General features: G+C 35.8%; 25 protein-coding genes. 4 read left to right on the top strand and 21 right to left on the bottom strand.

What is annotated here, in order from left to right; all coding sequences use genetic code 11:
• The first annotated feature begins 156 nt into the window (after window positions 1-156).
• Both CQA43_RS00585 and CQA43_RS00580 read left to right on the top strand, forming a co-directional pair.
• On the top strand, window positions 157-780 hold the full coding sequence (locus CQA43_RS00585; RefSeq protein ID WP_115550678.1) for a MarC family protein: 624 nt from the start codon (window positions 157-159) through the stop codon (window positions 778-780).
• 1 nt (window position 781) lies between these two features.
• Window positions 782-1,624, top strand: coding sequence for a ferritin-like domain-containing protein (locus tag CQA43_RS00580; RefSeq protein ID WP_115550677.1), 843 nt, complete (start codon window positions 782-784; stop codon window positions 1,622-1,624).
• 231 nt (window positions 1,625-1,855) lie between these two features.
• Here the strand turns inward: CQA43_RS00580 and CQA43_RS00575 are convergent, their stop codons facing one another.
• Window positions 1,856-3,343, bottom strand: a complete 1,488-nt coding sequence (locus CQA43_RS00575) for an L-aspartate oxidase (RefSeq protein ID WP_115550676.1) — start codon at window positions 3,341-3,343, stop codon at window positions 1,856-1,858.
• A 154-nt stretch (window positions 3,344-3,497) separates the two neighbouring features.
• On the opposite strand from CQA43_RS00575, the gene CQA43_RS00570 reads away from it, so the two are divergent.
• Window positions 3,498-3,956, top strand: a complete 459-nt coding sequence (locus tag CQA43_RS00570) for a hypothetical protein (RefSeq protein WP_115550675.1) — start codon at window positions 3,498-3,500, stop codon at window positions 3,954-3,956.
• A gap of 7 nt (window positions 3,957-3,963) precedes the next feature.
• Window positions 3,964-5,817, top strand: a complete 1,854-nt coding sequence (uvrC, locus tag CQA43_RS00565; RefSeq protein WP_115550674.1) for an excinuclease ABC subunit UvrC — start codon at window positions 3,964-3,966, stop codon at window positions 5,815-5,817.
• Window positions 5,818-5,892: 75 nt separating this feature from the next.
• Here uvrC and CQA43_RS00560 read toward each other — a convergent pair whose 3' ends face one another.
• From CQA43_RS00560 to CQA43_RS00465, 20 genes are all read right to left on the bottom strand, one after another.
• Window positions 5,893-7,107, bottom strand: a complete 1,215-nt coding sequence (locus CQA43_RS00560; RefSeq protein ID WP_115550673.1) for an FkbM family methyltransferase — start codon at window positions 7,105-7,107, stop codon at window positions 5,893-5,895.
• Between the two features lie 2 nt (window positions 7,108-7,109).
• A complete protein-coding gene (gene folE, locus CQA43_RS00555; RefSeq protein WP_115550672.1) occupies window positions 7,110-7,667 on the bottom strand; it encodes a GTP cyclohydrolase I FolE in 558 nt (185 codons plus the stop codon).
• 8 nt (window positions 7,668-7,675) lie between these two features.
• On the bottom strand, window positions 7,676-8,599 hold the full coding sequence (gene htpX, locus CQA43_RS00550; protein WP_115550671.1) for a zinc metalloprotease HtpX: 924 nt from the start codon (window positions 8,597-8,599) through the stop codon (window positions 7,676-7,678).
• Between the two features lie 21 nt (window positions 8,600-8,620).
• Window positions 8,621-9,799, bottom strand: a complete 1,179-nt coding sequence (gene truD / locus CQA43_RS00545) for a tRNA pseudouridine(13) synthase TruD (RefSeq protein ID WP_115550670.1) — start codon at window positions 9,797-9,799, stop codon at window positions 8,621-8,623.
• 22 nt (window positions 9,800-9,821) lie between these two features.
• The gene (locus tag CQA43_RS00540) at window positions 9,822-10,334 is read right to left on the bottom strand and encodes an FKBP-type peptidyl-prolyl cis-trans isomerase (RefSeq protein ID WP_115550669.1); all 513 of its coding nucleotides are present in this window, start codon (window positions 10,332-10,334) and stop codon (window positions 9,822-9,824) included.
• Between the two features lie 29 nt (window positions 10,335-10,363).
• Window positions 10,364-11,461 carry a tetratricopeptide repeat protein gene (locus tag CQA43_RS00535; protein ID WP_115550668.1) on the bottom strand — a complete coding sequence of 366 codons (1,098 nt, stop codon included), beginning with the start codon at window positions 11,459-11,461 and terminating at the stop codon, window positions 10,364-10,366.
• A 6-nt stretch (window positions 11,462-11,467) separates the two neighbouring features.
• The gene (locus CQA43_RS00530; RefSeq protein ID WP_115550667.1) at window positions 11,468-11,992 is read right to left on the bottom strand and encodes an OmpA family protein; all 525 of its coding nucleotides are present in this window, start codon (window positions 11,990-11,992) and stop codon (window positions 11,468-11,470) included.
• Between the two features lie 72 nt (window positions 11,993-12,064).
• Window positions 12,065-13,342, bottom strand: a complete 1,278-nt coding sequence (tolB, locus tag CQA43_RS00525; RefSeq protein WP_115550666.1) for a Tol-Pal system protein TolB — start codon at window positions 13,340-13,342, stop codon at window positions 12,065-12,067.
• 1 nt (window position 13,343) lies between these two features.
• Entirely contained in the window at window positions 13,344-14,084 is a 741-nt protein-coding gene (locus tag CQA43_RS00520) for an energy transducer TonB (protein WP_115550665.1), read from the bottom strand.
• Window positions 14,077-14,475: a biopolymer transporter ExbD gene (locus CQA43_RS00515; protein ID WP_115550664.1), complete on the bottom strand. Its 399-nt coding sequence runs from the start codon at window positions 14,473-14,475 to the stop codon at window positions 14,077-14,079. Before CQA43_RS00515 ends, CQA43_RS00520 begins: the two co-directional genes overlap by 8 nt.
• A gap of 16 nt (window positions 14,476-14,491) precedes the next feature.
• A complete protein-coding gene (locus CQA43_RS00510; RefSeq protein WP_115550663.1) occupies window positions 14,492-15,064 on the bottom strand; it encodes a MotA/TolQ/ExbB proton channel family protein in 573 nt (190 codons plus the stop codon).
• Window positions 15,061-15,453 carry an ATP synthase F1 subunit epsilon gene (gene atpC / locus CQA43_RS00505; protein WP_115550662.1) on the bottom strand — a complete coding sequence of 131 codons (393 nt, stop codon included), beginning with the start codon at window positions 15,451-15,453 and terminating at the stop codon, window positions 15,061-15,063. The genes CQA43_RS00510 and atpC overlap by 4 nt, the downstream gene beginning before the upstream one ends.
• 9 nt (window positions 15,454-15,462) lie before the next feature.
• Window positions 15,463-16,866 carry a F0F1 ATP synthase subunit beta gene (atpD, locus tag CQA43_RS00500; RefSeq protein WP_115550923.1) on the bottom strand — a complete coding sequence of 468 codons (1,404 nt, stop codon included), beginning with the start codon at window positions 16,864-16,866 and terminating at the stop codon, window positions 15,463-15,465.
• 24 nt (window positions 16,867-16,890) lie between these two features.
• A complete protein-coding gene (gene atpG / locus CQA43_RS00495; protein WP_115550661.1) occupies window positions 16,891-17,778 on the bottom strand; it encodes an ATP synthase F1 subunit gamma in 888 nt (295 codons plus the stop codon).
• Window positions 17,779-17,793: 15 nt separating this feature from the next.
• Window positions 17,794-19,308, bottom strand: coding sequence for a F0F1 ATP synthase subunit alpha (gene atpA, locus CQA43_RS00490; protein WP_115550660.1), 1,515 nt, complete (start codon window positions 19,306-19,308; stop codon window positions 17,794-17,796).
• A 19-nt stretch (window positions 19,309-19,327) separates the two neighbouring features.
• Complete coding sequence (locus tag CQA43_RS00485; protein WP_115550659.1) at window positions 19,328-19,864, bottom strand: F0F1 ATP synthase subunit delta; 537 nt, start codon at window positions 19,862-19,864, stop codon at window positions 19,328-19,330.
• Window positions 19,865-20,380 carry a F0F1 ATP synthase subunit B gene (locus CQA43_RS00480; RefSeq protein WP_115550658.1) on the bottom strand — a complete coding sequence of 172 codons (516 nt, stop codon included), beginning with the start codon at window positions 20,378-20,380 and terminating at the stop codon, window positions 19,865-19,867.
• A gap of 13 nt (window positions 20,381-20,393) precedes the next feature.
• On the bottom strand, window positions 20,394-20,819 hold the full coding sequence (locus CQA43_RS00475) for a F0F1 ATP synthase subunit B family protein (RefSeq protein WP_115550657.1): 426 nt from the start codon (window positions 20,817-20,819) through the stop codon (window positions 20,394-20,396).
• A 63-nt stretch (window positions 20,820-20,882) separates the two neighbouring features.
• Window positions 20,883-21,788, bottom strand: coding sequence for a ParB/RepB/Spo0J family partition protein (locus CQA43_RS00470; protein WP_115550656.1), 906 nt, complete (start codon window positions 21,786-21,788; stop codon window positions 20,883-20,885).
• Complete coding sequence (locus tag CQA43_RS00465; RefSeq protein ID WP_115550655.1) at window positions 21,788-22,579, bottom strand: ParA family protein; 792 nt, start codon at window positions 22,577-22,579, stop codon at window positions 21,788-21,790. Before CQA43_RS00465 ends, CQA43_RS00470 begins: the two co-directional genes overlap by 1 nt.
• Window positions 22,580-22,584: the final 5 nt, after the last annotated feature.

Genomic DNA, 22,584 nt, shown 5'->3' with positions numbered 1-22,584 from the left:
TCTTTAAGATTCTAAGTGCTAACCATTCTTTCTTAATAAATCCATTAGGGATTCCAAATTTAAATAACTTCTCGCCTAAAAGAATCCAAAAAAACAAGGTTGATTTTTCGCTTTAATTTTACTAAAATTCTCAAAACTCCATTTTAAGAAGAAAAAATGTTTGCTGGAATAGAATCTCAACTTTATAGCCTTTTGCTTATTGCTATTACAATTATTGCCGTCCTCAATCCTTTTGGCAATCTCCCGCAATTCATCTCTATGACAGACGATTTAGAAACTACAATGCGCCAAAGTCTTTTTCGCAATATCCTCTATGTCGCCTTTGTCATTGTGATTTTATTTTTGCTCACAGGTCCTTTTATTATGACTTTTTTGTTTAAAATAGATTTAAATCATTTGCGCATTGCAGGAGGTTTCTTGCTCATTTTGGTTAGCACAAAGGGATTATTACTACCCTCCCACAAAGAAATGCAACAACACGAAGGCTTAAGCAAAAGTGAATTACTCAATCAAAGCATTGTGCCGATGGCGTTTCCTATGCTTGTAGGTCCAGGGACGCTTTCTACGGTGGTTGTTTTATCAGAAGAAAAGGGGTTAATACTAACAATTTTTGCGGTAGTTGCGGCTTTTGCCTTTATGCTTGGGCTTTTTCATTTTGCGGCTAGCATTGAACGCATATTGGGCAAACTTGTATTACATGTTCTTTCGCGCATTGCACTTGTTTTTATTATGGCGATGGGTGTCAAAATGATTCTCATCGGATTAAAAGCTGTATTTTAAAATGGAATCACACGAGCTATTTTCCACACTCTTTAATGCCTTAAATGCAAAAAACGCACAAGAAAAATGTATGCTAACTCAAGAAATTTGGCAAAACTTTCCAAATTTTCACTTAGAACATCAGCAAGCTATTTTGTCGCTAGGGATTCCGACTTTTGCACATTTTTGTCAAATCATTCCACCCTATAAAGTTCCGCAAGGCAAGTATCTCAAAACAGATTTAAATGTCGCACATCTTTTGCATTCCCTTGCGCACATTGAATTTTCTGCGATTGATTTAGCACTAGATTGCGCCTATCGCTTTAGAAATCTACCACTTACATTTTATCGTGATTGGGTGGAAGTTGCCAACGAGGAAGTGAAGCACTTTTTGGCACTCAATGCACTTTTAGAGACTCTAGGCTTCCGATATGGAGACTTTGGTGTGCATACTTTACTCTTTGATTCTATGAAAAATTGCAATGTTTTATTGGATAGAATCGCGCTCATTCCACGCGGAATGGAAGCGGTGGGCTTAGATGTCAATCCTTTTTTATGTGCCAAAGTTCAAAGTAGTAATCACACTATCAAAAAGGAGCTTTTAGGAGCTTTAGAGATGATTTTACAAGATGAAATTTCGCACGTTTTTAAGGGAAATGTGTGGTTTCATTTCGCGTGCGAACAAGAAAGAATTGCCCCACAACAAAGAGCTTTAAAATACTTTGAGATTCTTAAAAATTATCATTTTTCTTTCCCCAAAGCCAACGCGCAATTTAACATTAATGCGCGTTTGCAAGCAGGCTTTAGTGCAGAGGAAATCAAAATGCTAGAAAATGAAATTTTCCTCTCACAAAATCCGAAATAAACTTTATGCTTCGCCTTTGCAATAGAATTTGTCCTTGCAAAATGAGTAACATTCGTGGCGTGCGTGTAAAGCACTCACCCACAAAGCACAAATCTACCCTTTAGAATCTTGCAGTAGAATCTTATTGACAAATTAAGCTTATAGGCTATTTTGGCTTACGATGACTCCAAATCATCTGCCGACATTACTGCACTTCACAATAACGCAATAAAGAATCTTTGCAAACAAGCATTATTCAATATAATGCGCACCGACTGAAAAATCTCTCTTAAGTGCAGATTCTATAATGTTCTTAGCAGTAAGCAAACGCAAGCGCAAAAGTCTTCCCACTCCACTTTGTAACATTACTTCCACTCCACCTAGAGCTTCATTTAAACCAGATTTCTTGCGAATAATACCTACTTTGTGCCACATTAAATGACGCAAAATCGCTTTGAGATTCTCGTCTTGTTCTTTTTGTAATACTTGCGAATGCAAAGGAAATTCCCTCAATTTAGAATCTTGGATTCTATTTCCTGCCCCATAACTTCCTAAAATCTCTTTGGCACTGCGTCTTGAAAACACCAAGCCCTCTAGCAAAGAATTAGACGCTAAACGATTCGCCCCATGCACACCTGTGCAAGCGCATTCCCCCATAGCATAAAGATTTTGCATACCGATAACCCGCCCTATATTGTCCGTCTCAATCCCTCCCATACAATAATGAAATGCAGGAGAAATCGGGATTTTATCCTTTGGCAATTCATATCCAAGTGCGCTTAAGTTGCGTGCGATATTAGGAAAGCGTTCATAAAAAAACTCTTTAGAAAATGGACTTAAATCCAAATAAACTTCCTTTTGCTCTTGTGGAGCGTTTGGATTTCTTTCTTGCAACTTCATCTTATAGTCAAAAATACTACGCGCGACTTTATCACGCGGGGCTAGCTCACCTGAAGAATCATAATCAAACAAAAAGCGATTCCCCCAAAAATCCACGACCCTAGCCCCCTCGCCTCGCAAAGCTTCACTCAAAAGCATTTTGCGCGCACGGGGAGTTTTCACAAACACGGTGGGGTGAAATTGCAACATTTCCATATCTTTAAGTTTTAAACTATTCTCTAAAATCATTCCATGCAGTTCGCTAGAAATCGTATAAGCATTCGTGTGATATTCAAAAAGCGCACCTACTCCTCCGCTTGCCAAAATTACATGTTTGGCATAAAGATTATAACTTCCGCGCTTAGTTAGCACACTCACACCATAGCAATGATTTCCCTCAATGAGCAATTCCGTAACGGCTGCATTTTTCCACAATGTATGGGAAACTTGTGCTATCAAATGCGAATGCAAAACCCTGCCTGTGCAATCTCCTCCCGCGTGGATAATCCGTGAAGTGCTATGGGCTGCTTCTTTGGTGAAGAGTAAATCGCCTTTTTCGTCCCTGTCAAAAGGAGTTTGACGCTCAATCAAATCCTCTAATACCTCCAAACTTTCCTCACTTAATGTCTTAACTGCCTTTTCATCACACATTCCCGCACCAGCGTTTAGTGTATCTTCTATATGCAAAGGAATATCATTGATATCCTTTGCCACTGCGATTCCACCTTGCGCATAAAAAGTATTGCATTCCCAAGGTTGCTCTTTACAAAGAATTAAAACTTTTAGATTTTTAGGTAGATTCAAAGACGCATACAATCCTGCAACACCAGCCCCTACGATAATCACATCAAAATTAAACATTTCTAAATCCTTATTTTAACTCTTGAAATTCCAATTGTGCATAAATTCTGTTCTCTTTTTGGCTTGTTTTGCTTTTTGGATTGTAAGGGTCATCTTTAAATCCACAACCCACACTTAAAAAACTAAGACAAAAAATCTGTGCTATAATTAAAAAATGAAAAATGTATCGGAAGTCTTGTCTCATCTCTTTAGCACTCCTTGCTATCAAAAATATTACGAAGTCAGCCAACTTAATCAGTTTATTCGCTTGCTTCCTCTTAGCATCAAAAGCGGAATTGCTTTTGGCTATATCAAGAATGACATTTTATTTTTGGCACTCAAACACCCAGCTTTTAAACAAGAATTTTATCATAAAATCTCCCTTCTTAAACAGCTCTTAAAAACTTATCAAAAGGAAAAATCCCATCTTACCAATGTGCAAGACATTAAATGCTTTGTAACCTATAATGCTTACCACAAAGAAGTAGAATTTCGGCAAGAAAATGAAGTCGCGCAGTGCTATGGAGAACTTGCTCACGGAAATTTCATTAATTACGCAAAAGATACCGAAATCTTTGAAATCTTTGAAAATATCCGCCAAGTAATTCTACAAAATCAAAATAAATTTTTGTAAGATTTTTATGGAATCCAAAGAGACAACAATCAAGCCCAAACCGCTCTCCAACAATCTTTTGGAGGTTTTAAAAAAGATTCCAAACCAAAGTGGAGTTTATCATTATTTTGATAGTGAGGGACGATTGCTTTATGTAGGAAAAGCAAAGAATCTTAAAAATCGCGTAAAAAGCTATTTTCGTTTCACTCCTACTCTATCTCCCGCACCCAATTTGAGTGCGCGCATTGCACAAATGGTGCAACAAATCGCGATGATACGTTATCTCATCGTAGAAAATGAAAATGACGCTTTGATTTTGGAAAATTCACTGATTAAACAACTCAAACCCAAATACAATATTCTTTTGCGTGATGATAAAACCTATCCTTACCTATGCGTCAATTCGCAAGAGGATTTCCCCCGCATTATTCTAACAAGAAAAGTTTTGAAAATGCAGGGTTTGCGCTATTTTGGACCTTACTCTAGTGGAGCACGTGATTTACTAGAAAGCCTTTATGAGGTTTTTCCGCTTGTGCAAAAAGAATCTTGCAAGCAAGGTAAAAAAGCTTGTCTCTTTTATCAAATCAAAAGATGTCTTGCACCTTGCGAGGGGCGCATAAATGTAGAATCTTATCATCAAATCTTGCAAAACGCACTTCATTGCATAGAAAATCCCAAAAAAATCCTTGTAAAATTAGAAGAAAAAATGCTGTTTTTATCCAATAATTTGCGTTTTGAAGAAGCTAGAATCTTGCGGGATAGAATCACAAAGATTCAGCAGTTAAACCCTATTTCCTCTGTTGATTTTGCACGATTGGAAGATTTAGATGTGTTTGCTCTTGTTTGTGAAGAAAAACGTGCTGCTTTAGTCAAACTCTTTATGCGCAGTGGCAAGATTGTTTCTAGCGCAACACAAATTATCAAAAGTGAAATTGGTTTTGAGGAAAGTGCAATCTACAAACAAGCAGTGCTAAATTATTACAGCAAGGATTTACCTTTGAAACCAAAGCAAATCTTGATTCCTTTTGATTTGGGAGAAATTGCAAAAGAACTAGAAAATTTCTTGCGACAAAATCTTGGCAAAAAGATTCCTTTGTATTATCCAAAAAGCGGAGAGAAAAAGCGATTGTGCGAACTTGCTTTGCAAAATGGTAAAGAGATTTTGCGTTTGCAAAAAGACGAGGAGGAGGAAGTGCTCGGCGAGATTAAAAAACTCTTTTGCTTACAAAATGTTCCTTTCCGCTTTGAAGTTTTTGACACTTCACATCATACAGGTGCGCAATGCGTTGGGGCGATGATTGTCTATGAAAATGGGGCATTCTGCAAGGAATCTTATCGGCAGTACTTGTTAGAAGGCACAGACGAGTATTCCCAAATGCGTGAAATGCTAGAGCGTAGAATCTCGGATTTTAGCAAAGAATCCCCACCGGATTTATGGGTGCTAGATGGGGGAGCGGGGCAAATCAACTTAGCTAGAACCTTGCTTGATAGTGCGGGGGTAAATTTGGAAGTCATCGGAATCGCAAAAGAAAAAGTGGATAGCAAGGCTTACCGTGCTAAAGGAAGTGCAAGGGATATTCTACGTGATGAAGTCCTGCAAGATTATCGCCTCGCCCCTAGCGATAAGCGTTTGCAATTCATTCAAAAACTGCGCGATGAAGCCCATCGTTTTGCAATTACTTTCCATCAAAAACGAAAACGAAAAACAATGCAACAATCAAAAATTTTGGAAATCAAAGGGATTGGCAAAGCAACACAAAATAAACTTTTGTCTTATTTTGGGAGTTTTGAGGAAATTTATCGTGCCAATTTAGAGGAACTAACAAAAGTGCTACCACCAACTTTAGCACAAGCAGTTTTTCAAACATTGCATTTGAAATAATAATCTTATTAAGAGAAGTTACAACCTAATCACGCACTTTAGATACATTCTTATCTCTTGTATTTCTCTTTTAACTTACGCACTTTGCGGATAAAGGTGAGAAATCCCCCCCCCCCCCGCAGAGATAGAAGTAAGGAATGCTTCTCCTAATTGGTAAGAGAAATAATTTTTGATTTTTAAGGCTTGCTTGTAGTCAGGATAGGATTCTAAAGAGGGAAGCTTTAAGCAAGGGTTGTTTGTGATTTTTTCTTGATATTGTTTTTGTTTGTTTTTGTGTTTTAGTATTGTCCATAGAATCTTAAAAGGGAGTTTTGAGATTCCAAAGAAAGATTTAGAATCTTTAAGGAGGATTTGTCCTAATTGGTAGCTAAGATGGTTTTTGATTCTGTCTTTTGCTGTGCCAAAGAGGAGAGATTCTAAGCGGGCAATACGATGTTTATTTATATTTTCTATTTCCATTTTGGAAGCAAGGTTGCCCATATCTTTTCTTAAATGCCAAATAGAAGTCTGCATATAACTTGATTGCTTATAGTTTGTATTAAATAACTGCAAATTAACAATCTTTGCAGATGTTTTAGCTAAAAGTCGTTTGGTTTCTATTTGCTCTAAAGGCAAAAACAAATGCATAGGAGAACCCCCAAAAGTATCCCAATGCACGTATTCTAGCGATTCTAATACGCGTTCTAGTTTAACAAAATCCTGTGAATAATTCGCTTCCGCATAAATCATTGGACGATTTCTCATAATCAACTCTCTTGCGCCTTGAAGCACACGTGATTCCATTCCTTCTACATCAATCTTAATACAAGAAATTTTCTCTTGCACTTTTAGGCTATCCAAAGTCTTAACGACAATCCCAGCCCCACTTTCCCCTGCGCCACTACTTAGGGACATTCCGCCAAAATTACTTGGAATTTCTTTAGCAAAGTGCATTATCCCCTCGCAATCAGACAATCCAAACTCATTGACTTGAATTTTGTTTTCAAATTCATTCAATGCAATACTTTCTTTAGCTATTTTAGACATTTTCGGATTTGCTTCAAAAGCAATCACTCTCAAGCCATTTGCCGCAAGAAACAAAGAATGGTTACCGATATTCATTCCAATATCTAGCACAAAAGAATCTTTAGGAATTCTTAAAAGCATTGCCTGGAGCATTTCATATTCATAAGGTTCTTTTTGTCTGCTCACATATCCTTGAATGAAATCTGTTTTATAAAAAGGCACATACATTTGATAGCAGATACCCTCTGTCTTTAGGTTTAAAGTGATGATATGTTCTTGCTGCATTTTTATCCTTTTTTAATATATCCCATAAACTCTTCACGCGTTCTATGGTCACTTTTAAATAATCCTCGAATCGCACTTGTCAGCATTATGCTATTCTGCTTTTCCACACCGCGCATTACCATACACATATGTTTTGCCTCTGCAACCACCATTACACCTTTGGGCTGCAAGACTTCCATTAAGGTATCTGCAATTTGTGAAGTCATTTTCTCTTGAATCTGCAACCGCCTAGAATACACCTCCACCAAACGCGCTAACTTTGAGATTCCAACAACTTTGGAATCTGGGATATAACCAATAGAAATTTTGCCAAAAAAGGGCAATAAATGGTGCTCACACACAGAATAAAATTCTATATTTTTAAGCACCACCATTTCATCACAAGCCCCCTCTGTGAATACTCTACCTAGAATCTCCTTTGGGTCGCTTTTATATCCACTATATAAATGTTCCCAGCTTTTCACCACGCGCTTTGGTGTCTCTAATAGTCCCTCGCGATTCCTATCCTCGCCGATATAATCAAAAATACAGCGGATTATTTCCTGTAAATCTTGTTGCATAGGATTCCTTATTGTCTTAATAATGCTTGAATGCGATTCTCAATGCTTGGGTGTGTGCTAAAAAGCTCGTTTGCGCTAAAAATATAAAGCGCAGAACGCGTAGGATTTGTATCACTTTGTGAAAAATCTGATTGTGCATAATTTCCACTAATTTTCTGCAATGCTTTAATCATAGGCTTATTATCACCCATTAAATACGCCGCTCCAGAATCCGCCATATATTCCCTAGAACGACTTAAAAACATCTGCAAAACAAGCGTAAGCAAGGGTAAAACAAATTGCAAAATTAACAGAATTGCTCTTGCAAGATTCGCGCCTTTTTCCCTAGAATTTCCCAAAAATAAATACACTGCATAATTCACGACAAGTAGCATAATATTACTTAAAACGCCAACCATTAAAGTTAAGCGAATGTCTCCGTGCCGAATATGGCTTAACTCGTGTGCCATCACTGCTTTTAACTCCTCGCGCGTAAGATTCCTTACTAGAGTCGTTGTTACCGCAATGAGAGAATTATCTGCATTCCAACCACTTGCAAACGCGTTCATAAAAGGTGCTTCCATAAGAAATAATTTAGGGCGAAACGAAAGATTTGCCACCTCTACTAGCTCATCTAAGATTATGCTCATTTCTCGCTCTTGTGCGTTCGATTCCTTGCCATACAGAATCTCTTTGTATTCGTTTCCACTAAGCAAAATACGTTTAAAATTACGAATTACAAACAAAACAACCAAAGCAGCAATGACTAACAAAACGCAAGTAACTATGGGAAATTCCCTGAAAGTTAAAAGCCTATAAATCCCTTCACTGAAATTTGACGCGTTCATACGCACAATATCCACGAGTAAGCCAATAAAAACAAAAATCAGTAAATAAAGAGCAATCACACATTTTGTTTTAAATTGATTTTCTTTGATGATTTTATCAAACATTTGATTCCTTGTAATAATTTTTCAATCGCCAAATAAAATTTCATTTTCGCAAGATTCCAACTCCTCTTTTGTCTCTTCTATAATCTCACGATGTGCGATTTCTCGTAATAAATTCGTAGCATACGCTCCTTTGGGCAAGAAAAAATTCATCTCCCCTTGTGCTTCTTGTTCTTTATAATAAAAGCTTAAATTTTCCGGGAAAATCCACGCATAACGTCTCTGACCTACACTTTTAATTCTAGAATCCAAAAATTTAGACTCCAAAAATCCCGCTTCCTTTTCACTTACTTTTGTTTTTTTGCCACTTAAAAGTCCTGTAATTGCAGTTTCCTTACGCATAAAACGTCCCGATTCTGCAATTAAATCACTTGTTTCATCTAAAATAAAATTTTTTCCAAAAGGATAATGGCACAAAAAATCCCCATAAAATATTTTAAAAAAATGGGGCTGTTTTTGAAGCATTTTACAATAAGCAATATCGTGAAACTCCAATGGAATCTCATCGCAAGAAAGATAAAACTTCAATGCCTTAGATAGTAAATTTGGAGCGGTAGTCGCAATCAGATGAGAAATATCAATACGCAAAGAAAGCCATTGATTAAAAAGATAACTTTGGTAAGCACTAATAAGAAAGTTTTGTATTTTTTTATTGCGAATCTTGCGCTTTCCCTCTATTATTTCCAAACCTAGCCGATAATTATCACTCTCTTTTCCAAAACGTTGATAACTGAAGTAGTTTGGGATTCCAACCTGCGCCACTCTACTGCATACTTCTAGGATTTTTTGCGCATTAAAAGAATTAAGTTTTTTGATGCGAATGAAAAATTGATTCCCTTTTAAATGTCCAAGTTTTATTTTGTTGTTGTGATAAGTTGCACTTAAAATTTTAATGTTTGAATGGCTGAAAGATTCTATTTTAGGTGCTGCCAAATGTCTAGGTAAGCTAATATATTGAATGCTCAAAGCATTTTTATCTTTTAGTCCTGCATAGCCTATTTCACTTTCTTTAATGCCTAAATGCGCAGAAAGAATCTTTAACATTTCAAAAGTCGTTAGGGATTTTTTGCGTATTTTCAAAATCAAATGCGCACCCTCTCCACCAAAGGAATAGAGAGGGATTTCTTCTACGACAAAATCACGAGGGCTTTGCTTAAAATAAAATCCAATTGGAGAATGCGTAGAAGCAAAAGAAAGATTCATAATAACTTATGCAATTGCGAATCTAATGGCAACCACAACTACCGCAACATCCACCATCGCTATGATGATGCTCTTGATGATGCAAGCCACAAGTTAATTCTTTTTCCGTTGCTTCACGAGAATCCAAAATCGTAACAACAAAATGCAACTCCTTGCCTGCTAAGGGGTGATTATAATCTATAATTACCATTTCATCGTTGAAATCTTTTACAATCACTTGAGCTGTTTCACCATTTTCACCTTGACCAAATAAAGTCATTCCTTGTTGCAAATCAATCCCAACAAATTGGTCTCTTGGAACTTCTTGGACATAATTAGAAAAATACTCGCCATAAGCATTGGCTGGAGCAACAATCACTTCTTGTTTGTCGCCAACAGACATTTGAGCAATTGCTTCCTCTAATCCCTTGATAATTTCTCCTGCACCCATAATAAATTCCAATGGCTTACCACCAATATTGGAATCTAAAACACTATCTGTCCCATTTTCTTTTACTTCATATTCAATACTAACAACCTGATTATTTTCTATCATTTTTTCTCCTGATTTTTAGATAAATTGGATTATTTTAGAAGTTTTTTAGCTTCTTTGGCTTCACTAGAATTTGGATAAAGAGAAATGAGTGTCTCTAAAAAACGTTTCGCATTTTCTTTTTCCTTGATTGCATTAAATGATTTTGCACTATTCAACATTAAACGAGGCATATAATCTGCTTTATCATAGCGCGTAGCACTTGTTTTATAGTAATAAATTGCGTCCTCATACCGCTTTTGTGCAAAGGCAACTTCCCCCAGCAGATAATTTCCACGCGCAGGTTTGTAATTGCCTTTAATAGCAAATTGCAAATATTCCTCGGCTGATTCATAATCTTTGCTTTTGACAAACTCTTCACCCTCTTTGAAAACTTCCGACAATTTTTTATTTTTTAAATCTGTTTTAGATTCTTTATTTTCTTGAGGTTTAGTTTCTTTTGTGTCCTTTTGAATTTGTTCGGATTTGGGCTTTTGCTCCTTAACACTTATTTCAGAATTTTGTGCTTTGGTTGCATTATTTTCTTGAATATTTTCTGTTTCCAAAGGCTTTACTTGCGTGCTATTACTTTCCAAATTTGCAATCACTGCATTGATTTTTGCATTCGTTGTAGCCACTTCTTTGGAATCTTCTGAAGCTTCCTTTAATGCCTCTTTGGGTGTAGAACGACTGACTTGGGATTCCTTGACTGAATTATTTTTTTCTAAAGCAGCAATTTGTCCTTTTAACGCGTCAATTTCGTTTTGCATTTGCGTATTTGTCTTTTGAATCAAAGCACCCAATGCAGAAATACTATTTTTTAATTTATCAATATTTTCATTTTGCAATGCAAAATTAGAATCCACGTGCTTTTTAATATCCATAGATGTGGCATTGCTTTCACCTTGAACTAAAGCAATTTTGCCAGTAAGATTCTGTATTCTTTGTATTTGCCCTTCAAAAATACTTTTTAAGCCCTCTTGAGATTCTTCTACCACCTGAACTCTATTAGAAAGATTAAAAAGTTTTTCATTAATGATTTGAGATTCGCTCTTTGGCGATGTGCTACCACCAGCATTAAAAGCTGATGGTTCTTGCCCGAGCAACAAACTTGCAAGAAATAAGCTTGAGGCAATTAATTTTTGCAACATAAGACCCTATGGCAACATTTTAAAAGTTACTTTTCTATTTTCAGCCCAGCACTCTCTTGTTTTAGCGGTGCAAGTCGGCTTACTTTCGCCATAACTTACAAGTGTAGTTTTGCTTGCTTCAACTCCTTGAGAAACTAGTGCATTTTTCACAGCAACTGCTCTTTTAAGTCCTAACGCATAATTGTATTCATCAGTTCCCCATTCGTCTGTATTTCCTTCAACTCTAACACTCAATGTTCCTGCTGAAATAGAAGTTAATATTTTAGCATCTCTTTCTACCACTGCTTGCATATCTGGACGTATTGTGAATTGATCAAAATTGAAAAACACATTTCTCAAGCCATCTTCTACATAGTTAATTCTCTCTTCAAGATTTACAAAATTGTCTCTATTGTAATCATAGCCACTTCCATCACTTCCATAATATCTGCCATTCTGAACATTCGCGTCAGATTCTACATTGCTTTTGTTGCTACAACCCGTTACCAATAATGCGGCTGCTAATGAGCCTAAAACTAGAAATTTTTTCATTTCTGCTCCCTGATTTTAATTAAAAACGCAAAATTATACCAAAAAAAATGTAATTTAATATAAAACTTTTCTTTACCAATCCATAGATTGAATCGTGCTGCCACTTAGTGGGAAAAGTAAAGTCTTATTGTAATTTAAACGGATAATGCCCAATGCGCTTTGATTTCCTTCGTGTTTGATATACATAATTGTTTCGCCATCTTTAGAAAAACGTGGCAACTGATTCACTCCATTTGCGCTTAAACGACGAATAAAATCGCTTTTTGTAGAAACTAAATAGAGATTAAAAGTATTGCGGTTAAACTCATCACTTGTTTCGCGACTAGAATAAACAATGTAATTACCATACGCACTTGCTGCATTATTATTGCGTCCATGATAAACCATTTGCTCTACTGCTCCGCTCACCTCTCCGCTAAGTGGAATCGCAAAAACATTGGGGTAACCCAATCTGTCAGAAATAAACATCACCCGTTTTTCATCTTCTATGAAATTTCCACTCACATCAATACCGCTGTATTTCGTAAGCTTGGTAATTTGTTTGCTTGGCACATCATAAAGAAAAATATCCGCTTGTTCGTCTGGAGCCATTGTGAGAAGCAATTTAGTAGAATCGCTACTAACATCTGAAGCAACCAACATACCATTGCTTTCTAAAATTTTATGATTTTGTCCATTAGTTAAATCAAATTTAAAAAGTGTAGGCTTATCTAGGTATTTTGTGTAATAAAAAGCAGTTTGTGATTCATTTGCCCATTTAGGAAAAATATTTAATCCTCCGCTAATTAATTGTTTCTTGTAGGTAAGCGTGTAATCACTAGTTAGAATCTCACTTTCTCCGGGCTTAGTATAATGCGACAAAATCACCATTCTTTCCATCCAATCTACTTTTGGAGCTTTAATATAGTCATTAATATCAATCGCCATTTTATGCGCTAAAAAAGGATAAGATTCTGCATTTGCACTTCTGTATTCTTTACTTAGAGCCAACAAACCTGTATTTGCGTCATAAAGTTGTAATCTTGCCTCCAAATTTTCTTTAGTTATTTCTGCATTTACGCGCGCAATGAGGTCAATTTTGCTTTTACGATATTCGTCAAAATTAAGCACCATTGCACTAGAAACAACTTCTGGGGATTCCTGTGTGGCAAAATGTCCCGTAACCTTTAAATCCGCAATCAACATTTTAAAGATTCTTTGACTATATTCCCTTTGCGAATAATCCTTGCCTGTATTTTGAACTAAAATATTAGGGAGATTCCCAAACTTCTTTACAACTTCTAGTGTTGCATCAATCGGTTCTGCAAACGCAAAACTGATACAAAACAATAAAAGATAGATTTTTTTCATCTTACACCTCGGTTTTAAAAGTTACCATTATTTTGGTTTGAGCTCCACCTTCAAAGCGTGGAAATTCTTGCGTGCGCATTATATCCAAAAACTCTTGCAATGCTTTATCAAAATCTAAATTCCCAGATAATTGAATAATAGAATAAGAAAATTGCCCTAGCGAATTAATGGTGATTTGCACTTCTGCCTTATGCTCTTGCAAAGTGCGAATGGGATTCCAATTCTGTGCCAAAATTTCCTGAACTTTAGCATAAAACGCATCATATTCACCCTTAGGAGTAACAAAACTTAAAGTTTTTTGAGTATCTAGGTTGGACATAATCTTTTCTAGCTCATTACTTAATTCTTCACTTTGAGAAGTTTCATTTGCCTTTTTCTTTTTTGCAACTTTGTCATTTTGACTTTGAGGTTTCAATGATTCCTTTTTAACAGGCATTTTGGAATCCACTTGTTTAAAAAGTTCATTAATCCCTACACCAACATTTGCACTCCTAGAGGCACTTTCTTTTTTGATTGGAATATTTTCAACTTTTTTTTCAACTTTTTTTTGAGCAACTTTGATAGTAGGCTTTGGCTTTGTCTCTTCAATTAAATCAATGCTAAAAGTTGTTTCTTTGTAAGCAGCATAAGCTTTAGGCGATTTTTGCACTACGCTAAACTGCCATATCAAGAATACAATTATCAACGCATAGCTGAAAATAGCGATTCCACCGCTTCCAAAAAATAAAATGATTCTAGCCATCAGTAACGAGTGAAACCCTTGTAAAGCCTGTTTGTTTTGCAATTTTTAATACATAGATAACATCATCATATTTAAGATTCTTATCCGCTCTAATATAAACTTGTGTATTCTTATCATAGGCATTTGCAAACATAATAAATGCATCTGGAAAACTATCAAAAGTCAAAATATCATCTTTAAGATAAATATTACGTTTCAAATCCATACGAATTTCAATTTTGGAATCTTCTTGCATCTTTGCACTTTTTGAGCCCTGCGGCAAAGCAATCTCTTCTTGATAAACAATCACAGGAGCGGTTACCATAAGAATAGCCAAGAGCACAAGCATAATATCTACCAATGGTGTAATATTTAAATCTGGCGTCTCGTCCCAATTATAATGTGTTTTCACTTCTTGCCCTATAAGTTTATAAATTTGTTTTTGGAGAGATTAATACATTAATCTGTAATTGCAAATAAGTGTTCAATTCAAAGACTTTGCGTTTTAAAAATAAATTAAAAGAATAAGCTGGAACTGCAGTCAGAATCCCAGCAGCAGTTGCAACAAGTGCTTTAGAAATTACTGGGGCTATCACATCTAAAGTCGCTTTGGAGTTTGTTCCTAGCTTAGAAAAAGCTTCTAAAATTTCAACCACTGTGCCAAATAATCCAATAAAAGGCGCAGTAGAAGCTACGATTCCAAGAAAGGTTAAACCAATCGTTGCGTCTTTAATGGCTTTGTCAAGCGAATATTGCAACATTGGTTCTGTTAGTTTTTTATCAATACCGATGAGATTAGAACCCAAAAGCGAATTTTTTGGTAAGGCATTGCGCCCACTCAATAAAACTTCAAGACATTTTTTTTCATTATTTAATGCTATATTTAGCACAAGATAACGATAAACAAAAGTCCAAACCACTAAGATAAAATATAAAGAGAGCCAAACCAAAACAACTATGGCTGTAACACCATAGTCACTTAGCAAAGTGGTTAGATTCACAGAGAACTCTTTGCAGTATTTTCAATGCGAGAAACTACCATTGAAACTGCAACATTATTGTCTGTTGATTCTTCCAAGAGTTTTTTCGCATTTGCAATTGCTTGCGCAATTTCACCTTCACTGTTTCCGTTAATATCTACCGCCCCTTCAACTAAGACATCAACACTTTTTTCATCTACCTTTGCATAACCCCAATTAATCGCAACAATTTCTTTTTTATTGTCTTTCTTTTCAATTTCAATTACACCCGCACTAAGTGTAGTTACAACTCCAACGTGTCCGGGTAAAACGCCAAACTCTCCCTCACTACCGGGGAGTGTAACGCTTTTGACATCATTGGAAAAAATCTTGCCCTCTGGAGTTACAATATCTAATTTTAAGGTTTCCATCAAAGCTCCTTAGGCATTAGCTTTCATTTTCTCCGCTTTTTCAAGGACCTCATTAATGTTGCCAACCATATAAAAAGCATTTTCTGGAATATGATCATATTTGCCCTCTAAGATACCTTTAAAGCCTTCCAATGTTTCTTGAAGAGTAACATATTTACCCGGACTTCCTGTAAATACTTCCGCAACAAAGAATGGTTGAGATAGGAATTTTTCAATCTTTCTTGCTCTTTCAACGACTTTTTTATCCTCTTCTGAAAGCTCATCCATACCCAAAATAGCAATAATATCTTGCAAATCTTTATATTTTTGAAGCACTTGTTGCACACTTGTTGCAACTTTATAATGCTCTTCACCAACTACTTGAGGGTCAAGAATCCTAGAAGTAGAATCTAACGGATCTACCGCAGGATAAATTCCTTTTTCAGCAATCTTTCTATTTAACACCGTTGTTGCATCAAGGTGAGCAAATACGGAAGCTGGTGCTGGGTCAGTCAAGTCATCTGCTGGCACATAAACTGCTTGAACAGAAGTAATAGAACCTTTTTTGGTGGAAGTAATACGTTCTTGCAATTTACCCATTTCGCTTGCCAATGTGGGTTGATAACCAACAGCAGAAGGGATTCTCCCAAGAAGTGCCGACATTTCTGAACCACTTTGCGCATAACGGAAAATATTATCAATAAACATAAGAACGTCTAATCCTTTTTCATCACGGAAATATTCTGCCATTGTTAAACCTGTAAATGCGATTCTATTTCTTGCACCTGGTGGTTCATTCATCTGACCATAGCACAAGGCAACTTTATCCAAAACTCCCGATTCTTTCATTTCGTGATAAAGATCATTTCCTTCGCGTGTTCTTTCACCAACACCTGCAAATACAGAATAACCACTATGTTTAAAAGCAACATTGTGAATCAACTCCATAATAACGACGGTTTTACCAACACCTGCACCACCAAAAAGTCCAACTTTACCACCTTTAGAATAAGGAGCAAGCAAATCAACCACTTTGATGCCTGTTTCAAACATTTCTGTTTTTGTGCTTTGGTCTTCAAAGCTTGGAGCTGTTCTGTGGATAGACCATTTTTCAGGATTTTTTAGTTCTTCTCCTCCATCTACTACTTCACCAATTACATTGAAAATTCTTCCTAAAACCTGCTCACCTACTGGCACAGTAATAGGATTACCTCTTGCAACAACTTTCTCACCTCTTGTAAGTCCTTCTGTCATATCCATAGCAATTGCACGCACTCTATTATCTCCAATATGTGCTGCAACTTCTAAAACTAATTTGTGATTCCGCCCATCTACTGCGAAATCAATATCTAACGCCTCATTGATTGCTGGTAGATAAGAATCAAAATCTACATCTACAACAGGACCCATTACTTGAATGATTTTTCCTACCATATTTTCTGACATTTAATATACTCCTTATTTCATTGACTCAACGCCAGTATTAATTTCAACTAACTCTGTCGTAATTGCTTGTTGTCTTGCTTTATTGTAGGCAATTGTAAGAGTTCTAGCCATCTCTCCTGCATTATTTGTTGCCGCATCCATTGCCTGCATGCGCGCACTGTGTTCTGCTGCCAAGGAATCCACAAGTGCATAATACATACTAAACTCTACATATTTGTTTGCCAATTCGTGCAGAATCTCGTTTTCCTGTTCATTTGGTTCTACCTCCAAAATAGAAGAGCATTCTTCCGTCAGAACAATACCCTCAATAGGTAAAAGTTGAGAAACTTTCATTTCTTGTGAAATCATATTCTTGAATCCATTATGAACCAAAATCACTTTGGAAGTAATACCGTTAAGATAATCTGCTACCGCCTTATTGATAAATTCTGCTGCTTGAGCATATTGCGGTGTAGCACTCAAACCCACCACACTATCTAGCACTTCAATTTCATTAAATTTATAATACTCTACTGCTTTTTTACCAATTACGCGCAAACGCACTTTCATATTTTTAACCTTGTGCTCTGCAATAATCCGATTCACTTCTTTAATGGTATTAATATTGAATCCACCACATAAACCTTTATCGGCTGTAACTAGCACAATATCTACAATTTTAGATTCTTCATTGCCCGCACTAAAATAAGGATTATCTTGCACATTCTCACCGCTCACGACTTTTACTTTAATTTCTGACAAGACCTCTACAATTTTATTTGCATACATTTTAGAACGTCTCGCCATTTCATCGGCTTTTTTAAGCTTAGAAGTAGAAACAAGCTTCATTGCACGCGTAGTTTTTTGAGTATTTAAAACGCTTGAAATCTGTTTTCTAATATCTTTCAGGTTGTTTCCCATAACAAACTCCCTATTTTACACCGCAAAACTAGATTTAAATTCTTCTAATGCTTTACAAAGAGTTTCTTCAATATCTTTATCTAACATTTTTTTAGAGCGAATATCTTCAAAAATTTGTGGATATTTAGCCTCTAAGAATGGATATAAATCAGCTTCAAATTTTGTAATATTTGCTGTTGCAATGTCGTCCATATAACCTCTTGCACCAGCAAAAATAATTACTACTTGACGTTCAATTGGTAGCGGAGAATAAGGAGGTTGTTTCAATACTTCAACCATTCTTTGACCTCTATCCAATTGCTTTCTACTTGATTCATCTAAATCAGAAGCGAACTGCGCAAATGCTTGCAATTCACGATATTGAGCCAAATCAAGTCTTAAAGTTCCTGAAACTTGTTTTGTTGCTTTAATCTGTGCTGCACCGCCTACGCGTGAAACAGATAAACCGACATTGATTGCAGGACGAATTCCAGAGTTAAACAAATCTGTTTCTAGAAAAATTTGACCATCTGTAATAGAAATAACATTTGTTGGAATATACGCCGCCACATCTCCCGCTTGTGTTTCAATAATTGGCAATGCAGTAAGCGAACCAGCTCCAAGTTCATCACTCACTTTTGCTGCACGTTCCAATAATCTTGAGTGCAAGTAAAATACATCACCGGGGAATGCTTCACGACCTGGAGGACGTCTAAGAATCAAAGACATTTCACGATAGGCAACAGCATGCTTACTTAAATCATCATAAACAATTAACGCGTGTCTTCCATTGTCTCTAAAATACTCACCCATTGTTACACCAGCATAAGGAGCTAGATATTGCATTGCAGCAGAATCGGAAGCAGGCGCATTAACAATAATAGTATATTCCATTGCACCATGTTCTTCCAATTTTCTGACTACTTGCGCAATTGTAGATTCTTTCTGACCAATTGCAACATAAATACAAACAACATCTTGCCCTTTTTGATTAATAATTGTATCAATTGCAACTGTTGTTTTGCCCGTTTGTCTATCACCAATAATTAGCTCTCTTTGTCCGCGTCCAATTGGAACGAGTGCATCAATTGCTTTTAAACCTGTTTGGAGTGGCTCATGCACTGATTTTCTAGCCATAATTCCGGGTGCTTTTTCTTCCATAAAACGATACTCTTTCGTATCAATTGCACCTTTACCATCAATTGGCTCACCAAGAGCATTAACAACGCGGCCCATTAGTCCATTACCCACAGGAACACGCAAAAGCTTACCAAGACGTTTAACGGAAGAACCTTCTTTGATTTCTTTGCCAGCTCCTAAGACGACAACACCAACACTACCTTCCTCCAAGCTTGAAGCCAAACCTTTATCGCCTGTTTCAAATTCAACCATTTCATAGCTCATTGCATTTTTTAGTCCATAAACCTTTGCAACACCATCAGCATACGCAATCACTTTACCTGTTTCGGCGATATTTAAATCAAGTTCAAAATTATCAATTCTTTCTTTGATGATTGAACTAATTTCATCTGCTTGTAACTTTGCTACCACTATTACTCCTTATTTAAAATTAAAATGCTTTTAAAATATGATTTCTTAAATCACTTGCAAATTTCTCTTGAGAAAAAGAAACTTCAACACCTAAATCTTCCACTACTAATCTGATTCCAGCATTTGCTACAATTTGCTGCTTCAACAAAAGATTAACACCAAGTTTTTTGCTAAATTTATCTTGAATCTCTTTCAACTTTACTTCATCGTAGCTCTCACTCACAATAAGTTGTGCAATGTATTCTTTATTTAGAGTAGCTAAATAAGAAGTTAATTCCCTATAAAGCTCCTCAAATAAATCTAACCGCTTATGTTCTGCTAAAATTTTAATAAAATTAGCAAATTTTGCATTGAAATCATTATCTAAAATATTTTCCAGAACAAATTCAGTTTTTTTCTTTTGTTCAACATATGGGGATTCTACAATTTCTCTAAATTTTGCAACCTTATAAGCCCCAGCAAGTTTCCCTAGAGATTCTGCAATGTCTCTTAATTCGGCTTCAGAAGCAGTTTTAGCTAATGCCTTAATATATCGTTTTGCAATTAAATCTTTCATTTACGCTGCCTTTTTGAGTAAAGATTGCATTAAAACATCTTTGCTTAAAGCAATAGAATCTTTGTTTAAGAATTCAGATAAGATTTCATCTACAATCAACTTTTCAGCTTTTCTTTGCTCAAACGCAATATGGTCATTGTATTGACGCACCAAATTCTCCAGCTCATTTTTTGTGTTTTCTTCAATTTTTTGCACAATAATTGCAGATTCTTTATGTGCGGATTCTACAATATCTTTTGCGGTTTTTTTTGCTTCCTCTAGCTGATTTAGTGCCTTTTGTTTTGCTTTTTTAGAATCCTGTAATTTCTCTTGAATCTTAGCCAAAGAGTTTGCGATACTATCTCTACGAGCTTTAAAAATATCTTTAATTGCATTTGCTGCAAAATAATAGACTAGCGCAAAGAAAATAATAAAATTGATTGTTCTTTCAATTATATCATATTCTCCACTCCCTTCTGCTGCAAAGAGTATCCCAGGTGCAAACAATAAAGCCAACCAATAAACATTTGTTCTCATTATCCGCTCCTTTTTATAACTTCTCAAGCTTAACTTTTAAGCTTTCTTTAAAAAGTGGAATCTCGGATTCTAAAGAAGCCTTTAATCTAGCTTTTTCTTCTTCCAAACCTACAACAAATGCACTATATTTTTGAGCTAATTCATCTTTCTTTTGAGAAATTTTCATTTCAGCGGTTTGCTTTGCGCTGTCTTGTGCTTTGTTTTTAATCAAAGCTGCTTCAGCTCTAGCATTTTGCAAGATTTCATTTGCTTCTTTTTGTAAAGCCTTAATATCTGCTGTATTGCCCTCTATTCCTTCGCCATCTTTCTTGATAGAAGCATCACGTGTATCCATAAAACCAAGTAAAGGCTTATAGAGTATGCGATTAAGTAAATATACCAAAACAAGAAAAACAACAAAAACTAGTGCCATTACCCAAGGAGTTGGGATAATAGTCATTTGCACTCCTTTCTTTTTATCTAAAATATATTTTATTTTACCACGACTTTTTCTAAGTTTTTCTTAAAAACTATGATTCGGTAAAATTTTGCTAAACTTTTCTACCTCCTCATCGTTACCAAACTCTACAATTAATTTATTTTTAAATAAATTCGCACTAATAGATTTTGACTGCAATGTCTTACAAATCTTCTTCAGTTGAGAGATAGAATTGGGATTGAGACTATTTACTACTCTTAAATCTTTTACTTCTTTAAAATCTTTGATATTTTTTGCATCTTCTTTGAATTTTTTGGCAATCTTTTCTGTCTCATGCACACTTAGTTTTTGTCCTATAATAGAATTTGCAATCAATGTTTGCTGTTCTTTTGGCAATGTTACAAGCACTTTTGCATGTCCTTGAGAAATTTTATTTTCCAAAATTAAACTTTGCACTTCTTCGCCTAATTCTAAAAGACGCAAAGTGTTTGTAATTTGCGCACGAGATTTCGAAAGTCGTCTTGCAACCTCTTCGTGTGTAATACCATAATCCTCAATTAATTCCCTATAAGATTGCGCAAGGTCAATGGGATTCAAATCTTCTCTTTGGATATTTTCAATCAAAGCCAATTCGCGCAACTTTTCTTCTTGCACATCTACAATAATAGCTTTAATACTATCTTTTTTTGCTAATTTGCTTGCACGCAATCTACGTTCGCCCGCAATCAAGAAATAATAATCTGGAGATTTGCTATCCTCATAAACCAAAATAGGCTGCAATAAACCATGTTCCTCAATGGAAGTAGCAAGCTCTTGCAAACTAGTAGCATCAAAAACCTTACGTGGCTGCAATGGATTAGGTTTAATTTTATCTATATCAATCTCTACTACCAATCCAGAATTATCACTTGAAGCATTTTGATAAGCTTCCTCTACTTCACCTAATATAGCACTTAATCCGCGTCCTAAGCCTACATTTTTTTTTGCCATTAAGCCCTCTTTTCTAAGATTGCTCGCGCTAAACTTTGATATGCAATATTTCCCTGTGAGCGCACATCATACAAAATCACAGGCTTTCCAAAACTTGGAGATTCCGCAAGTTTGATATTTCTAGGAATCGCAATCGCGTCCTTAGAATCATCTTCTTTAATGAGTTGCCCATTAAAATGCTGTAATAAATCCGCATAAACTTGACGAGAAAGATTATTTTGCGCACTATACATTGTAGGCAACAATCCTTTGATTTCCAAAGTAGGATTAATCTCTTTTCTCAATAATTTGATTGTATTCAGCAATTGTGCCAAACCCTCCAATGCAAAAAACTCACACTGAATCGGAATAATGACAGAATGCGCTGCACTTAATGCATTGATTGTCAATGGTCCAAGTGCTGGTGGAGAATCTATGATAACATAATCATAAACATCCATTACATCTTCAATTTTCTTTTTCAGAATCAATTCACGTCCATTGCGTTTTTGACTATAAAATTCTTTCTCAATTCCTACTAAACCAATATTTGAGGGTGCTAAATAAAGAGTGGGAATTGAAGTTTTTTGAATGATTTGCGAAATCTTCTTTGTTCCAATTAAAACATGATAAATATTAAATTCAATGCTATTACGATGGAATCCCAAACTTGTTGTAGCATTTGCTTGCGGATCTACATCCACTAAAAGTACTTTTTTTTCTTCCACTGCAAGTGAAGCAGCAAGATTGACAGCGGTTGTTGTCTTGCCTACTCCACCCTTTTGATTTGCAATACAAATCACTTCACACATTCTTT

Origin of the sequence: Helicobacter ganmani (genome assembly GCF_003364315.1) — a bacterium.
Classification (GTDB): Bacteria; Campylobacterota; Campylobacteria; order Campylobacterales; family Helicobacteraceae; genus Helicobacter_D; species Helicobacter_D ganmani.
The sequence above is the reverse complement of the archived record's forward strand: the minus strand, read 5'-3'. Positions and strand labels throughout refer to the sequence as shown.

What these genes read in the sequence shown, in the direction of transcription:
- CQA43_RS00570 (WP_115550675.1), top strand. Translation starts at nt 3,498, where the DNA reads ATGAAAAATGTATCGGAAGTCTTGTCTCATCTCTTTAGCACTCCTTGC.
- atpG (WP_115550661.1), bottom strand. Translation starts at nt 17,778, where the DNA reads ATGGGAAACAACCTGAAAGATATTAGAAAACAGATTTCAAGCGTTTTA.
- CQA43_RS00575 (WP_115550676.1), bottom strand. Translation starts at nt 3,343, where the DNA reads ATGTTTAATTTTGATGTGATTATCGTAGGGGCTGGTGTTGCAGGATTG.
- CQA43_RS00465 (WP_115550655.1), bottom strand. Translation starts at nt 22,579, where the DNA reads ATGTGTGAAGTGATTTGTATTGCAAATCAAAAGGGTGGAGTAGGCAAG.
- CQA43_RS00475 (WP_115550657.1), bottom strand. Translation starts at nt 20,819, where the DNA reads ATGACTATTATCCCAACTCCTTGGGTAATGGCACTAGTTTTTGTTGTT.
- atpD (WP_115550923.1), bottom strand. Translation starts at nt 16,866, where the DNA reads ATGGTAGGAAAAATCATTCAAGTAATGGGTCCTGTTGTAGATGTAGAT.
- CQA43_RS00485 (WP_115550659.1), bottom strand. Translation starts at nt 19,864, where the DNA reads ATGAAAGATTTAATTGCAAAACGATATATTAAGGCATTAGCTAAAACT.
- CQA43_RS00470 (WP_115550656.1), bottom strand. Translation starts at nt 21,788, where the DNA reads ATGGCAAAAAAAAATGTAGGCTTAGGACGCGGATTAAGTGCTATATTA.
- truD (WP_115550670.1), bottom strand. Translation starts at nt 9,799, where the DNA reads ATGAATCTTTCTTTTGCTTCTACGCATTCTCCAATTGGATTTTATTTT.
- CQA43_RS00530 (WP_115550667.1), bottom strand. Translation starts at nt 11,992, where the DNA reads ATGAAAAAATTTCTAGTTTTAGGCTCATTAGCAGCCGCATTATTGGTA.
- uvrC (WP_115550674.1), top strand. Translation starts at nt 3,964, where the DNA reads ATGGAATCCAAAGAGACAACAATCAAGCCCAAACCGCTCTCCAACAAT.
- CQA43_RS00480 (WP_115550658.1), bottom strand. Translation starts at nt 20,380, where the DNA reads ATGAGAACAAATGTTTATTGGTTGGCTTTATTGTTTGCACCTGGGATA.
- htpX (WP_115550671.1), bottom strand. Translation starts at nt 8,599, where the DNA reads ATGTTTGATAAAATCATCAAAGAAAATCAATTTAAAACAAAATGTGTG.
- CQA43_RS00540 (WP_115550669.1), bottom strand. Translation starts at nt 10,334, where the DNA reads ATGATAGAAAATAATCAGGTTGTTAGTATTGAATATGAAGTAAAAGAA.
- folE (WP_115550672.1), bottom strand. Translation starts at nt 7,667, where the DNA reads ATGCAACAAGATTTACAGGAAATAATCCGCTGTATTTTTGATTATATC.
- CQA43_RS00560 (WP_115550673.1), bottom strand. Translation starts at nt 7,107, where the DNA reads ATGCAGCAAGAACATATCATCACTTTAAACCTAAAGACAGAGGGTATC.
- CQA43_RS00535 (WP_115550668.1), bottom strand. Translation starts at nt 11,461, where the DNA reads ATGTTGCAAAAATTAATTGCCTCAAGCTTATTTCTTGCAAGTTTGTTG.
- atpC (WP_115550662.1), bottom strand. Translation starts at nt 15,453, where the DNA reads ATGGAAACCTTAAAATTAGATATTGTAACTCCAGAGGGCAAGATTTTT.
- tolB (WP_115550666.1), bottom strand. Translation starts at nt 13,342, where the DNA reads ATGAAAAAAATCTATCTTTTATTGTTTTGTATCAGTTTTGCGTTTGCA.
- CQA43_RS00580 (WP_115550677.1), top strand. Translation starts at nt 782, where the DNA reads ATGGAATCACACGAGCTATTTTCCACACTCTTTAATGCCTTAAATGCA.
- CQA43_RS00520 (WP_115550665.1), bottom strand. Translation starts at nt 14,084, where the DNA reads ATGGCTAGAATCATTTTATTTTTTGGAAGCGGTGGAATCGCTATTTTC.
- CQA43_RS00585 (WP_115550678.1), top strand. Translation starts at nt 157, where the DNA reads ATGTTTGCTGGAATAGAATCTCAACTTTATAGCCTTTTGCTTATTGCT.